A 13,037-nucleotide genomic window follows, 5' to 3' on the forward strand; every position below is an offset into this window, starting at 1 on the left:
AGAGTTAAATAACGAAGATTGCCACGCGAGCCTTCAGCTCGCTCGCAATGACATCTTTTTTAAAAATGTTAACTCAATATGAAAACTGCCTACTGACATTTTCACGTAGCAGTTAACTGACATATTGACGGAGCTTGTACACCCCACTTCGTTTGATTTTAGTAGGAAGTTACAAATTGAAATGAATTTAATTTTTTTAAACTTTTATCAAAAGTTAGGGTTGTCTCACAATCATGGCTTTGATTAAGCCTGCCAATGAGGCAATCAGCAAAATCAACGCTATTAACCTTAAAATCATCTAACGCGCCCCAAATCGTATCCCTTTTCTCAAAAGTAATTTCCCGCGTGGTTAGCAATTTCTCAATAATGAGAATGATGTCTTTCTTATTGAGTTCATAACAAGAATCCAACACCCAAACAAGTTCGCATATAACGATGAGATTGATAAAAAATTCATCCCCCGCCTCAATAATCTTTGCTGCAGTTTTAGCCTGCAAGTCGTCATCTTGCACTAAATAACGCACTAAAACATTCGTATCTAAGCCAATCATAGTTTCCTCTTAAATCTAGATTTAACGGCTTGATTCATGGCTTCTATCGTAACCGATTTTTTAGAAAAAGGTTTTAAGATTCCCTTAAGCTCTCTTACTGAAATCATAGCGGGTTTTAGCATCACACTTCCATCTTCCTTGATAATAAAATCGATACGGTCGCCTGTTTCGATCTTTAACAATTTACGAACGTCTTTTGGAATGGTGGTCTGGCCTTTACTAGTTAAAACGGAGGTCGGCATTAAATTCCTTTCTTAATATTATTTTCCTTACCTTATAGTAAGGAAAATAAACGGCCTCTGTCAAGGGGCGTTCCAAAAAATCACCAATTCCTTACAAAATAATCAAAGGTTTCAATATGGCAAACTGCTTAGGCCCTATCCCCTTAATTTTTAAAAGATCTTCTTTACGCTTAAAGGGCCGCTTTTGCCGCCATTGAATGATCGCCTCAGCCCTTTTAGGGCCAATGGCAGGCAGCTTTATCAATTCTTCTTTAGACGCAAGGTTTAGATTAATCACTCCTACAAATTCTTTCGCAAGAATTTGGGAAGGCAAGGCCAGCAAGAAAAAGCCTAAGATCAAAACAAAAAATATTTTTTTGATCATGACACGGCCTCCTTCGCAGGAGCTGCGGCTTGCCTAGGTTTGCGTTTGCGAATATGGATTTTCCCCGTAAAAGGCAGGGCATCGAGCAGCACATTAATCGATTGATCACGATTAATAAAAGCAACCCCAATTTTAGCCCAGGGCCGATCTTGATCTTCAGGGGTAATGGCAAATACATCTAAAATTTCTAACGACATGCGAACCTCCTATATTTGCCAAAAGGAGAAAGCAAAAACAGTGCCAAAATCGCTAAGTTAAAATTTCTGAATGGAATTATAATAATTTGTCATTGCGAGCGAGCCCTGAGCCTGCCCCGGCCCACGAGCCGGGGTGGCAATCTCACCAGTTAAAACGGAAGATTGCTTCACCCCTAAAGGGGTTCGCAATGACAGATTACTTTGATAATAAACGGATCTCATAATAAGACGCCTTGTTTCAATCTGAGACTCATCTTCGTCGTCTGTTTCGTTTTGATCTTCTTCGACTGGGTCTTCTTCTTCACCAGCCTCTTCATCATCAGGCTTACTCGCGGATACATCAGGTGCTGCCTCAGACAAATCGCCGCTAGAAGCCGGGGCCGGATTCCCAACATCAACCACCGTGATTGGGGGAGTGGGGTTGCCTACATCCACAACCTCACCCCCACAACCCGCTAACATTAAAAACAAACTTAAGATTAACGCCCACTTTTTCATGATCATCCTCTACCATACATAAGATTTAAGCATGCTCAATTGCCCATCTAACTGGTGCAGGCTCAAACCCTCGGTGGTTAACAAAATCAACACCTTGGTTTTACTATCCCCTAAAAAGATACTGCGTTGAACATGCTCAAGATCAGGCCCATATCCATATTCATTGGCATTGGTGCTCAATTGATAAGTCCCGGCCAAGGTAAAACTATTATCGGCATTGAGTTTATAAAGTTGCACTCCACTGTAAAGAAAAGGCCCATACTGGCTGCCACCAGCCGAGGGCCCATGCAAATCAATGGGTAAAGCTAGCATGGATAGAGTTGGATCATAGGTAAAGGCATGGGGTTCATACAATGCTATCGAATCAGTGCCCCGCCCCCCTATGACGGAGGAAGAATCCTCTAATGGATCTGAAGGGTTAGTGACATCAAAGACCGAAAGCTTTAACCCCTGAAACCAGGCAAAATCACCCATGTCTTCAGCATCGTTGCCCAAACCGATCAAATGGTTTTCATCAATAGGATGCAAATAGGTCGAAAAACCTGGCACCTTGAGTTCACCCGCCACTTTAGGGTTCTTTGGATCTGCCAAATCAATCACAAAAAGTGGGTCCACTTTTTTAAAAGTCACCACATATCCCTTGGGGCCAATGAATCTTACGGCATAGATCTTTTCGCCTTTGGCAAGACCTTCTACTTTACCCAAAAGCTTTAACCCAGAATCTTGGGTATCTAAGGTGTAGACCTGGTTAACGGCCGAATTGTTACTCCCAAAACCACCGATGTCACCTTGGGTCGTCGCCACCCGTAAGGCCCCTTGCCATTCGCCCATGGCATATTCATTGAGCAAATGCCCATCAACTTGGCCACTACCGGTGTAAATTGGTTTTTCGGCCAAAGCAAAGCGATGAATAGCGGTTTGATCTTCACCCAACACACCCTCACTCACATAAAGGGCGCGCCCGCTGGCATAGATTAGATCGCTCAATCCCAACACCAAAGCATGTTGATCGGCTACAGTTACATCGGCAAAAGATACTGTGGTTACATCCACCAAGAACTTCGCTGTATTATTAGAAGAGGCATAAAATTCAGTGCATTGGGCAGGATCTTCTGTAATAGCCCCATTAGCAGAAAGAGAATGGTAGGCTCTAGCCTGATAAGTTTTAGAAAAATCAAATTGATCGATCTGTTCTAAATTTTCTTTTTTCAGTTTTTCAATATACTTTACTAATTTTTCTTTACCCAATACGGTGGCTTTTTCTTCTGCACAATCCACCAAATCATAGGGGATTGAATAACTCATGTTGGGTATCGACAATCCCACATTTGAAATCAAATGGATTTTATCTCCAATCCGTCGATCGGCTGATAAATGGCCCGGATAATAAGACTCTCGCAATACCTTGGGGCTTTTGGGAGCACTTATATCTAAAACGGTCATTTGAGTAAAACCAGCTCCACTGTTTACTGGGCTTGTCTTAACTCCCACGGGTAACTGGTTATTCCAAACTTTGGATAGGATCACGACCTTGTTTTGAGAAAGATAGAGGGCCTCGGCTTCTCCATCAACAGCAAGACTCGCCAATAAAGTAAATTGGCTAACTGGCCATACTTGAAAGATATAAAATTTATTTTGACTCAAGGCATAAACGTATTTGCCATCTGTTTTGATAAGATCGGATTCATCCACGCCTTTTTCCTGAACGTTCGTAGGGGTAAAAGTCGCAGCTTCACTCGCGGGAGAAGAAGCCAAAGATGGCGTAACGTCATAATAATATTTTACACAAAATTGATCCGGCTCTTTGAGATAGGCATCTAAGGGGTCATTCATTTGTTGAACGGCGCTGGTTTTGAGATAACTATTAACCTCGTCACAACTTTGCATCGGGGTCAGGCCTATTTTTTTCTGGAATGATCCGACAGGATCTTCGGCTGTACTTTGGCAACCCACCCCTAATAAACTCAAAGCAATTAATAAGTAGAAGCGTTTCATACTTGTCCTTTCTCTTTCGCATCCAAGCGAAAAAGTTGAAGATTGAATTGATAAACCCCGGTGGGCTTCCCCTCAGGTTTCGATAAATAATGGATAACGAGTTTACGAAAATCTCGAATCATCCCTTTGACCTTACTCAATTGCCCAAGACTTAAGGCCATGGTCATGCCCCCAAATTCGCGTTCTTCGGGGGTTTGCTCGGTTAAGGCCACCCGAGCCCGAGCGATAACTTGCTCATGATAGGAATAAGCTGCCAAAAATTGGGCTTCTTCCCCGGTGGTAATTGGCTGATCTGAAATTTGTAATTTCCCCTGTTCATCACGAACTAATAATTTTAATTTGAGGAGTAACTCGATGGCCTCGCGAGCTTGTTTAGGAGTCACCGCATGATCCAATCGCCCGGCAATCCAAGCAGGGTCTTCTTGAAATTCAGCCAAACGCACTAATTCTAAAATAGCGGGATAATACCAAGTAGAAAGAAACTCATATTGCTCTTTTTCTAACTGTCGCACTCGCTCACATTCTGGAAAAGCCAAGAGTTGTTGATAATAATTTTGTTTACGTTCAGCATCTTTGGCCTGAGCGTAGTTCACCAACAATTCAAAAAACTTAGTCTCACGAGCGCTTAATTTTAAAGCCTGACTAAACCGGTCGATGCTCTCCTCGGTTAAATTGCGCTTGCCTTGAATCACCAACATCAAAAAATTGGGGGAACTGTAACCCGCACGTTTAGCAAAATATCGATAAGAAAAGGCTGGGCTAGCCGCTTTGGCCTGTTGAAAGCGATCTTTTAAAAACATTCGATAGTCCCGATAGGTATAAATGGGTTCGATCTGCATGATGTCCTTTCTTGACTTTAGCATCGGCTAAAGTCCACAGATGGTTGTTTGATTTTAGTAAATTTCGTATTCTTATAGAATACATATCAAAATATTTATTTTTAATAACTTATTAAAATTATTAATCTATTAATAATTTTTCACTTACTAATGAATTACATTTCATATTTATCAAATATATAAGAATACATCTTGGGCAGTAATGCCTCAGTTTTAGGGGTTTAACTTTCCTCAACCCGCGCGGAATTTATCCTGAGGCTCGGCGAAGGACTCCTCGTATTCGCACTTAAAAAACATTAGTTTGTTTGGAAGCTTGTCCCGAGGTTTTACGAGGGATCTCCTCGTTCGTAGGAGATCCTTCGCTAAGGCTCAGGACAGGCTTCTACAAACTATATGTTTTTTAAGTGCTCATGACTCGTCGTTCTCGCGCAAAGGGTTTCGGAAAGCTAAACCCCTAAAACTGAGGCATTACTACGAAGGCTTAAAAAGTATTGATTTTTTTGTTTAATAAATATATGCTTATTCATATGGAATCTATATTGACTTCACTTAGCTTGCCTAAAAATTTAGAAATTAAAATTAAAAAACTTGCGAAAAGTCGTGGTCAACCTAAGAGCAAACTTATTCAAGAAGCTCTCTTCCAATATGTGCAAAGACAAGAGTTAGAAGAAATTGAAAGGAAAATGCAGCAAAAGGCCAGGCAACTAGGCATTGAATCGGATGAAGATGTGGTAGAAATGATTCACGAATTACGGAAAAGCAAGTCGTGAGGGTGGTATTTGATACAAACATTTTTATTTCAGGTTTACTTTTTAAAGGAGGCATCCCCTCAAGACTTATAGACTTAGCTCACGACAAAAAATTCGATCTCTTCTTTTCTCCCGAAATTTTGGAAGAAATAAAAAGGGTCTCTCAACTGAAGTTTGAGTTAACCCTCCATGAAAGAGATCGTTTGTTAAGTTTTATCGAAAAGCTAGGTGCTAAAGTTTATCCATCCCAAGAAGTTAGCTTGATCAAAAATGACTGGACCGATAATCGTATTTTGGAATGTGCTCTGGAGGCAGAGGCTGATTATCTGGTTACGGGAGACAAAAAACATCTTCTCCATCTTACCCATTCCTTTTCTTTCCAAATTGTACTACCCACTCATTTCTACAAAATTTACTATACTAACAAGTCCTCTGTATAGGCTACAGATTGCGAGGATTATGTGGCGAGAGAAGGAAGATGAGCAAAAAGCCCGCAGGCGTACCTTAGGGTACGTCGAGGACTTTTTGCGAAATCTGACGCGCTCGCAGCCCATAAACCGAAGCAAGCTGTAGCCTATATAGAGGACTTGTTAGTAAGATTGCCTTGCCACTGCTCAATTTGTTGGCGGTATTGAAGATAAGTTTCTGCAGCCAAAGATGACAAGCTTTCTTGATCTTTAAGCATCTCTAATTTTCGAATGATCTCTTTAAAGAGATGTATCTCTTCATTCCTTTTTTCGTGGGCAGGTTGCCAATCAACCACGCTTGAATTGCCTAAGGCGTTAAGCTCCCGGTCAAGTTCTGAAAAAATATTTTCTAAAATTTTTATATGAAGCAAGATGGATTGAAGCCCCTCTTCAAATGGCAAGGTGTCGGGGGCCCTGGCTTCTGAGAGTGGAACCAAAAATTCATACAGTTCACTGGCCAAATAGGCCCAGGTGATTTCGAACTGTTTTTCTAAGTCGGTTATGGTTTCGAATTGTTCGTTCATAAAATGGAAGATTCTTCACCATCATGGGTCCCTGCCTTCGCAGGGATGACATTGTTCATTTATAATTAGGCAACGCTGCGTTTTTCTTTTTCCAACAATAACCTTGCTAAATATTGGCCCGTATAAGATTTTCGGTTTTTGCTAATTTCTTCAGGCGTCCCTTCCGCCACTACATAACCACCTAAGTCACCGCCCTCTGGGCCCAAATCAATAAGATGATCCGCCGTTTTGATCACGTCTAAATTGTGTTCGATCACCACCACCGTATTACCTTGATCTACCAAGCGCTGTAAAACTTCAATGAGATTATGAATGTCTGCAAAATGTAAACCAGTCGTGGGTTCGTCTAAAATATAAAGGGTGCGACCAGTGGCACGCTTGGCCAGTTCCTTGGAAAGCTTAATGCGCTGGGCCTCTCCACCTGAAAGCGTTGTGGCCGATTGACCTAATTCAATATAACCTAACCCCACATCTAAGAGCGTTTGTAAAATCTTGCGAACGGTAGGGATATTCGCCAAAACTTCCATCGCCTTTTTGATATCCATGGCCAAGATATCAGCGATGGAATAATTTTTGTATTTAACTTCTAAAGTTTCGCGATTGTAACGGGTGCCATGACATTCATCACATTCCACATACACATCCGGCAAAAAATGCATCTCAATACGCAGCAATCCATCCCCTTCACAAGCCTCGCACCTTCCACCCTTCACGTTAAAAGAAAATCGCCCTGGTTTATAACCACGCACCTTGGCCTCTTGGCTCATGGCAAACAAATCCCGAATCGGCGCAAACAACCCGGTATAGGTAGCGGGGTTGGAACGTGGGGTACGGCCAATGGGCGACTGATCAATATTAATCACCTTATCAATATATTCCAAACCATTCACTTTGCTGTGTTTGCCCGGGATATCTTTTGAAGAAAAAAGATATTGCATCAATGCCTTGTAAAGCGTCTCACTAATTAAAGTTGATTTGCCCGATCCCGAAACTCCCGTAATACAAGTAAAGGTTCCCAAGGGGATTTTGAGATTAATATTTTTTAAATTATTCTGCGTACAACCCAAAAGTTCTAAAAAATTCCCATTCCCGGGGCGGCGCTCTTTGGGAAGCGGAATCATCTTTTTTCCGGATAAAAATTGCCCTGTCAAAGATTTAGGGTGGTTGGCTACTTGTTGGGGCGTGCCTGCCGCCACCACATAGCCACCCTGGATCCCAGCCCCCGGCCCCATGTCGATCACATAATCGCTCGAACGAATGGCATCTTCATCATGTTCCACTACCAACACCGTGTTGCCAATATCCCGAAGCCTTTTTAACGTATCAATGAGTCGTTGATTATCGCGTTGATGAAGCCCAATGCTGGGCTCGTCTAAAATATAAAGCACGCCCACTAAACTTGAGCCAATTTGGGTAGCCAAACGAATACGTTGGGCCTCACCTCCGGAAAGGGTCCCCGCGGTACGGTCTAAACTCAAATAACCTACTCCTACATTCACTAAAAATCGCAATCGATCGGTTATTTCTTTTAAAATCCGTTCAGCTATTTTGCTGTCTTTACGCCCTAATTTTAATTTTTGAAATTCTTCTAAACAAGTTGTGATCGACAGTTGGGTCCATTGATAGATATTTTGGTCCCCCACTTTAATGGCTAAGGCCTGGCGATTAAGCCGCCCCCCCATACAAGTTCGACAGGGCTGAGTATTCATGAAGCGTTCAATATCTTCTCGAACTAAATCGCTATCGGTCGTTTTAAAACGACGTTCTAAAATCGGAACCACCCCTTCAAAAGGCGCTACATAAAAATCTCTGCCCTCCCCGCGTTCATAATAAAAACGAATTTTTTCACCATGAGAGCCCCACAAAATTATTTTTTGAAGTTTTTCAGGTAAGTCTTTGAACGGGGTATAAAGGTCAAACTTATAATGCTTCGCCAGTGCTTCCATGATGCCATGATAATAAAGCGAATGACGACCTGCCCAAGGAATGACGGCCCCTTCCCGGAGTGACAAATTAGGATTGCCAATCACCAATTCAGAGTCAATGAACATCTTGCTCCCAATCCCATCGCAAGTTTCACAGGCCCCATGCGGGCTATTAAAACTAAACATGCGGGGGGCAATTTCTGGATAGCTAATGCCGCATTCGATGCAGGCAGATTTTTCGCTGAATAAAATTTCAGCGTTTTCCTTCCCATCGAGAATTTCTATTTTGGCCAAACCTTCTGAAAAGTTGAGCGCTGTCTCTAGGCTATCCGCCAGCCGGGTTTTAATATCGGGTTTGATCACCAAACGATCCACCACGATATCAATGTTATGTTGTTTGTTTTTATCGAGGGCGGGCAGCGATTCTAAATTGTAAACCTGCCCATCGATGCGCACCCGCACAAACCCCTTTTTTTGAAATTCAGCTAACTCTTTTTGATGTTCCCCTTTACGCCCTCTCACAATGGGGGCCAATAAATGAATGCGCGCCCCTTCTGGCAATTTTAAAACCCGATCCACCATTTGCGATAAAGTTTGGGCCACAATATCACGCCCACATTGATAACAGGTGGCCTTACCCACGCGGGCAAAAAGCAACCTCAAATAATCATAAATCTCAGTCACGGTGCCAACGGTTGAGCGAGGGTTACGGCTGGTAGTCTTTTGTTCAATGCTGATGGCAGGCGATAGGCCTTCGATCGTGTCTACATCGGGCTTACCCATTTGTTGCAAAAATTGCCGGGCATAAGAAGAAAGCGATTCAACATAACGCCGCTGCCCCTCCGCATAAATCGTATCAAAAGCTAAAGATGATTTGCCCGAACCTGATATCCCAGTAATCACCACCAACTGATTGCGCGGAATTTGCACGTCAATATTTTTGAGATTATGCTGCCTGGCACCTTTGATGAGAATAGATTGTGGTTCCATAGAGGGCGGCAATCTAACACGCAAATTTAAAAAAAGTCTATCCCTGCGCTTAATCCAGTTTCTTGATTGAAAAATGTAAATTATTTTTGTACAAAAATAGCTAAGTCATTTCAGTGGGTTGATCCGCCCTCACGTTTTTTATGTTGCAGTGTAATCATAGTTGCTGCACAATTTTACTTGTAGATCACAGAAATGGCATGGGGGAATTGAAAATCAAAAACCATGCCAGAAAATAGAGGGAAGGGAAAATGGTAGTGGAATTTAAAAATGACTTTGACCCCTTGAGCAAATCCTCATTTAACCCTTTCCGAACTGAAGCTGTTGAGTTGGTAGCAACCCCCCTGGTTACCACCTCAAGCATCCAACTATTTGGAAAGATTGTCATCTCGCTTCAGTTGGCAAGTCACCCTTGACCTAATTTTACCCCCGATAGGTCAAGTTATTTAGAAAGCAAGAGGGGTCAAAGTCATTTTTTCTTTAATCAATTGATTGACTCAAAACAACAAATACCTTTATCATTAGGGTGATAAGGGTATTTTTTGTTTCCATAACTCAAGATCTCGGTTCACAGGGAGGAGGGGAGAATGTGTGAAAGCATTCTCCCCTTTTCTGCTTAAGTTGTTCAGGGCTTGTACAAACTAAGGTGACCAAACCCCTTTCTGTCATCCTTACAAATCACCCCATCACTACTTCAACCAATTGAAATTATTAACATAAATAGATTTAAGCCATCTTGGTACGATCCTTGCTACATTCTAGGGTCAGGGCACACCTTTTGGGGAGATACTCACATGTTAAATAAAATAAAGAATTATTTGTTCCTAGGGTTAATTTTCACCTGCGTGGCTTGTGGCGGTGGACAAAGCAACAATAATAACCCTGGGAACAACCCTACACCACCACCGGCATCTCCTCCTCCGCCACCTCCTATGAGTGACTTTGATCAAGATGGGGCGCCTGACGACGTGGATAGTGATGATGACAACGATGGCTTTTCCGATGAACAAGATGCCTTACCCTTCGATGCCAACGAATGGGTAGATACCGATGGTGATGGCGTTGGGAATAATGCCGATACCGATGATGACAATGATGGCATCGAAGACCTAAACGATCCCTACCCCAATTGCGATGACCATGTGGCAAAAGTTTATCGTGGTAACCTTACCGCACAAACTCTGGATATATTGGCCAATGGAAATTATTGCGCCATTGATGGTGATGTCATGCTTCGAGAATCCCCCATCAATAGTTTAGCACCCCTGGCAAAAATCACTCAGATTACGGGGCACCTCACTATTGGAAGAACGCCCAATTTGCATTCTTTTGAAGGTCTCAATAATTTAATCATCGTGGGAAAGGATCTCGTCATTGGACCTTTTAATACGATTGACTCACTCGATGCCTTTCAAAATTTGAACTTAGTGCAGGGGAATCTTTATATCGGCGAAAACATTCTCACGTATGCTGGCCAATTTCCTTCTTTAATCTACGTAGGAAAAGATTTGCAGATACTTGGCAATTCTAATTTAACCACGCTTTCAGGGTTTAATCGATTATTAACCGTTGGCGAAACCATGGGCATTTTCAATAATCCTCACCTCCAAGAAATCAGTGGGTTCAATCAGCTCAACACATTTAAAGGTGATCCCAATTTTTTGCCCTTTATCAAAGGGGAAGTTGCTATCGCAGGAAATCCACAATTGACAAGTGTCAGCGGGTTTTCTCAGACAGCTAGCCTAACCCGACTGGATGTATCTAGAAATCAAGCACTTATTGAAATAACCGGCTTTACTTCTCTCAAAAAGGTTCAGAATCGATTGCGCATCTCTTATAATGACAATCTCGCGCACTTTGATGGATTGGGCCAGCTCACCACGGTGGGAGGTGAAGGAGACGCTGGCAACGGACAAAAATTTTATTTTGGCAAGTTAATCATTGAAGAAAACAGGCAATTAACCAGCTTAGCTGGTTTAAGAAACCTAAGCTATGTGGGACAAGAACTGACCATTTATGAAAATCGCTCACTTGGTATTGGAACGAGTATTTTTGTTGATCCTATTAGAGGCGATCTAGCCGCAGGGTTAGCTACTCTACGTACCATGCCGCAATTTTTAGACAATATCGTGGTGGGAGAAAAAATTCTCTTAGAAGACAATAGATAAATCTACTTGGCTATTTGTTGAGCCATAGCAAAACCGATACTCAATAATTTTTCAGTGTTAAGTTCATCGTGAGTTTCAGCATAAATGCGTAGCAAGGGTTCCGTTCCCGAGGGGCGAATAAGTAACCAACTGTCGTCGGCCAAAATAAATTTAAAACCATCCACAAAGTTAGTATGCTGAACTTTAAAATCACCCAATTGGTTAGGAGGATTTTTTTGCAATGTCTGTCGTAATTTTGTGATTCGCTCTACACCCATGTGCACATCTTGACGTTGAAAATACCAAGGCCCAAATTCTTTTTGTAATTGCGCAATAATTTTAGAAAGCTCAAGTTGATAAGTCGCCACAATTTCACAGAGCAACAATCCACACAATAGCCCATCGCGCTCATACACATGATCGGCAATGCCTATCCCGCCCGACTCTTCTCCACCCATTAAAGGTTTTGTGACTAAAAATTTTGCACAAATATGTTTAAACCCAATCGGGGTTTCATGCAGGGGTAGATCATATCGCTTGGCAATCGAGCTTACCATTTGAGTGGTAGAAACCGTCTTGACCACATCACCCCTTTTGCCTTTTTGTGTTACCAAATGTCTTAGGATAAGCGAAAAAATTTGATGAGAATTAACAAAGTTACCACGTTCATCAACCGCCCCAATGCGATCGGCATCGCCATCAGTGACCAAAGCAAGGTTGGCTTTTTGTTCGAGCACGGTTTTAAAAGTTAAGGCCATGTTTTTATCGATGGGTTCAGGATTTATTCCACCAAAACTTGGGTTTTCTTCGTGTCGAATTTCATAAACTGAATCGTTTAAGATTTTTTTTAAAAATCCTGACCCGGCACCATACATCGAATCAACCACTACTTTTAAATTAGCTTGTTGAATTTTTTTAAAATCAACAAAACTTTTGAGCTGCTCAACATAACGTTCATAGGGGGAAAAATATTTTAACTGACCATTGTCTTGCGCTTTTTTAAGGTCGCCCAAGGGAATAGCATTGCCTTCATTTTTTTGAATTTCTTTTTCAACAGCCGTGCAATATTCTGGGCTGGCTGACCCACCATAGGACTCTTTGAATTTTACCCCATTCCATTGAAAGGGATTATGACTTGCGGTAATCACTACCCCGCTTTGGGCCTTTAAAGTTTTAACCATCCACGAAATGCAGGGGGTGGGGCAAAAGGAATCAGACATTAACACTTCAAAACCATGGGCTAACAAAATTTTTGCAGCATGTTCGGCAAATAATTTTGAGCTGAAGCGACGATCGTAGCCTAAAACGACCGGGCCTTGGGCCGACTTTTGTTGTTGCAACAGGCAAAAGGCATTAAGAACTTGGGCTACGTTATCATAAGTGTAATCGGCACCGATAATCGCTCGCCAACCATCCGTGCCAAATTTAATTTGGGCCATAAAATATCCTCTCTGTCATTGCGAACTCTGTCATTGCGAGGCAAGCCAGCCGAAGCAATCTCCTCTGTTTAACCGATGGGATTGCTTCACCCTGCTGGGTTCGCAATGACAGA

13 protein-coding genes are annotated in these 13,037 nt (G+C 42.1%); 3 read left to right on the forward strand and 10 right to left on the reverse strand.

Translation table 11 applies throughout. The features are described from left to right. Positions 1 to 158: 158 nt before the first annotated feature. From HYU97_05915 to HYU97_05945, 7 genes are all read right to left on the reverse strand, one after another. Positions 159 to 551, reverse strand: coding sequence for a type II toxin-antitoxin system VapC family toxin (locus HYU97_05915; protein MBI2336278.1), 393 nt, complete (start codon positions 549 to 551; stop codon positions 159 to 161). Further along, positions 548 to 793 carry a type II toxin-antitoxin system PrlF family antitoxin gene (locus HYU97_05920; protein MBI2336279.1) on the reverse strand — a complete coding sequence of 82 codons (246 nt, stop codon included), beginning with the start codon at positions 791 to 793 and terminating at the stop codon, positions 548 to 550. The genes HYU97_05915 and HYU97_05920 overlap by 4 nt, the downstream gene beginning before the upstream one ends. Positions 794 to 884: 91 nt before the next feature. Continuing rightward, positions 885 to 1,157 carry a helix-hairpin-helix domain-containing protein gene (locus HYU97_05925; protein ID MBI2336280.1) on the reverse strand — a complete coding sequence of 91 codons (273 nt, stop codon included), beginning with the start codon at positions 1,155 to 1,157 and terminating at the stop codon, positions 885 to 887. Beyond that, positions 1,154 to 1,354 carry a hypothetical protein gene (locus HYU97_05930; GenBank protein MBI2336281.1) on the reverse strand — a complete coding sequence of 67 codons (201 nt, stop codon included), beginning with the start codon at positions 1,352 to 1,354 and terminating at the stop codon, positions 1,154 to 1,156. The genes HYU97_05925 and HYU97_05930 overlap by 4 nt, the downstream gene beginning before the upstream one ends. A gap of 57 nt (positions 1,355 to 1,411) precedes the next feature. After that, a complete protein-coding gene (locus HYU97_05935; GenBank protein MBI2336282.1) occupies positions 1,412 to 1,852 on the reverse strand; it encodes a hypothetical protein in 441 nt (146 codons plus the stop codon). A 9-nt stretch (positions 1,853 to 1,861) separates the two neighbouring features. Further along, positions 1,862 to 3,847 carry a beta-propeller domain-containing protein gene (locus tag HYU97_05940; GenBank protein MBI2336283.1) on the reverse strand — a complete coding sequence of 662 codons (1,986 nt, stop codon included), beginning with the start codon at positions 3,845 to 3,847 and terminating at the stop codon, positions 1,862 to 1,864. Then, complete coding sequence (locus tag HYU97_05945) at positions 3,844 to 4,686, reverse strand: TIGR02147 family protein (protein MBI2336284.1); 843 nt, start codon at positions 4,684 to 4,686, stop codon at positions 3,844 to 3,846. Before HYU97_05945 ends, HYU97_05940 begins: the two co-directional genes overlap by 4 nt. 527 nt (positions 4,687 to 5,213) lie before the next feature. Between HYU97_05945 and HYU97_05950 the strand changes: the two genes are divergently transcribed. Both HYU97_05950 and HYU97_05955 read left to right on the forward strand, forming a co-directional pair. Further along, a complete protein-coding gene (locus HYU97_05950) occupies positions 5,214 to 5,456 on the forward strand; it encodes a ribbon-helix-helix protein, CopG family (protein MBI2336285.1) in 243 nt (80 codons plus the stop codon). Positions 5,457 to 5,458: 2 nt separating this feature from the next. Further along, entirely contained in the window at positions 5,459 to 5,875 is a 417-nt protein-coding gene (locus HYU97_05955) for a putative toxin-antitoxin system toxin component, PIN family (protein MBI2336286.1), read from the forward strand. 134 nt (positions 5,876 to 6,009) lie between these two features. On the opposite strand, the gene HYU97_05960 is transcribed toward HYU97_05955, so the two are convergent. Both HYU97_05960 and uvrA read right to left on the reverse strand, forming a co-directional pair. Next, the gene (locus HYU97_05960; GenBank protein MBI2336287.1) at positions 6,010 to 6,426 is read right to left on the reverse strand and encodes a hypothetical protein; all 417 of its coding nucleotides are present in this window, start codon (positions 6,424 to 6,426) and stop codon (positions 6,010 to 6,012) included. A gap of 65 nt (positions 6,427 to 6,491) precedes the next feature. Then, a complete protein-coding gene (uvrA, locus tag HYU97_05965; protein MBI2336288.1) occupies positions 6,492 to 9,341 on the reverse strand; it encodes an excinuclease ABC subunit UvrA in 2,850 nt (949 codons plus the stop codon). Between the two features lie 791 nt (positions 9,342 to 10,132). Between uvrA and HYU97_05970 the strand changes: the two genes are divergently transcribed. Then, positions 10,133 to 11,506: a hypothetical protein gene (locus HYU97_05970; GenBank protein MBI2336289.1), complete on the forward strand. Its 1,374-nt coding sequence runs from the start codon at positions 10,133 to 10,135 to the stop codon at positions 11,504 to 11,506. 2 nt (positions 11,507 to 11,508) lie between these two features. Here HYU97_05970 and HYU97_05975 read toward each other — a convergent pair whose 3' ends face one another. Next, the gene (locus tag HYU97_05975) at positions 11,509 to 12,924 is read right to left on the reverse strand and encodes a phosphoglucomutase/phosphomannomutase family protein (protein MBI2336290.1); all 1,416 of its coding nucleotides are present in this window, start codon (positions 12,922 to 12,924) and stop codon (positions 11,509 to 11,511) included. Positions 12,925 to 13,037 lie beyond the last annotated feature (113 nt).

It is taken from the genome of Deltaproteobacteria bacterium (assembly GCA_016183235.1).
Lineage (GTDB): Bacteria > UBA10199 > UBA10199 > DSSB01 > JACPFA01 > JACPFA01.

Excerpts from the sequence above, each read along its gene's own strand:
- HYU97_05930 (MBI2336281.1), bottom strand. The coding sequence starts at position 1,354 with ATGTCGTTAGAAATTTTAGATGTATTTGCCATTACCCCTGAAGATCAA.
- HYU97_05975 (MBI2336290.1), bottom strand. The coding sequence starts at position 12,924 with ATGGCCCAAATTAAATTTGGCACGGATGGTTGGCGAGCGATTATCGGT.
- HYU97_05915 (MBI2336278.1), bottom strand. The coding sequence starts at position 551 with ATGATTGGCTTAGATACGAATGTTTTAGTGCGTTATTTAGTGCAAGAT.
- HYU97_05940 (MBI2336283.1), bottom strand. The coding sequence starts at position 3,847 with ATGAAACGCTTCTACTTATTAATTGCTTTGAGTTTATTAGGGGTGGGT.
- HYU97_05935 (MBI2336282.1), bottom strand. The coding sequence starts at position 1,852 with ATGAAAAAGTGGGCGTTAATCTTAAGTTTGTTTTTAATGTTAGCGGGT.
- HYU97_05945 (MBI2336284.1), bottom strand. The coding sequence starts at position 4,686 with ATGCAGATCGAACCCATTTATACCTATCGGGACTATCGAATGTTTTTA.
- HYU97_05960 (MBI2336287.1), bottom strand. The coding sequence starts at position 6,426 with ATGAACGAACAATTCGAAACCATAACCGACTTAGAAAAACAGTTCGAA.
- HYU97_05920 (MBI2336279.1), bottom strand. The coding sequence starts at position 793 with ATGCCGACCTCCGTTTTAACTAGTAAAGGCCAGACCACCATTCCAAAA.
- HYU97_05950 (MBI2336285.1), top strand. The coding sequence starts at position 5,214 with ATGGAATCTATATTGACTTCACTTAGCTTGCCTAAAAATTTAGAAATT.
- uvrA (MBI2336288.1), bottom strand. The coding sequence starts at position 9,341 with ATGGAACCACAATCTATTCTCATCAAAGGTGCCAGGCAGCATAATCTC.
- HYU97_05925 (MBI2336280.1), bottom strand. The coding sequence starts at position 1,157 with ATGATCAAAAAAATATTTTTTGTTTTGATCTTAGGCTTTTTCTTGCTG.
- HYU97_05970 (MBI2336289.1), top strand. The coding sequence starts at position 10,133 with ATGTTAAATAAAATAAAGAATTATTTGTTCCTAGGGTTAATTTTCACC.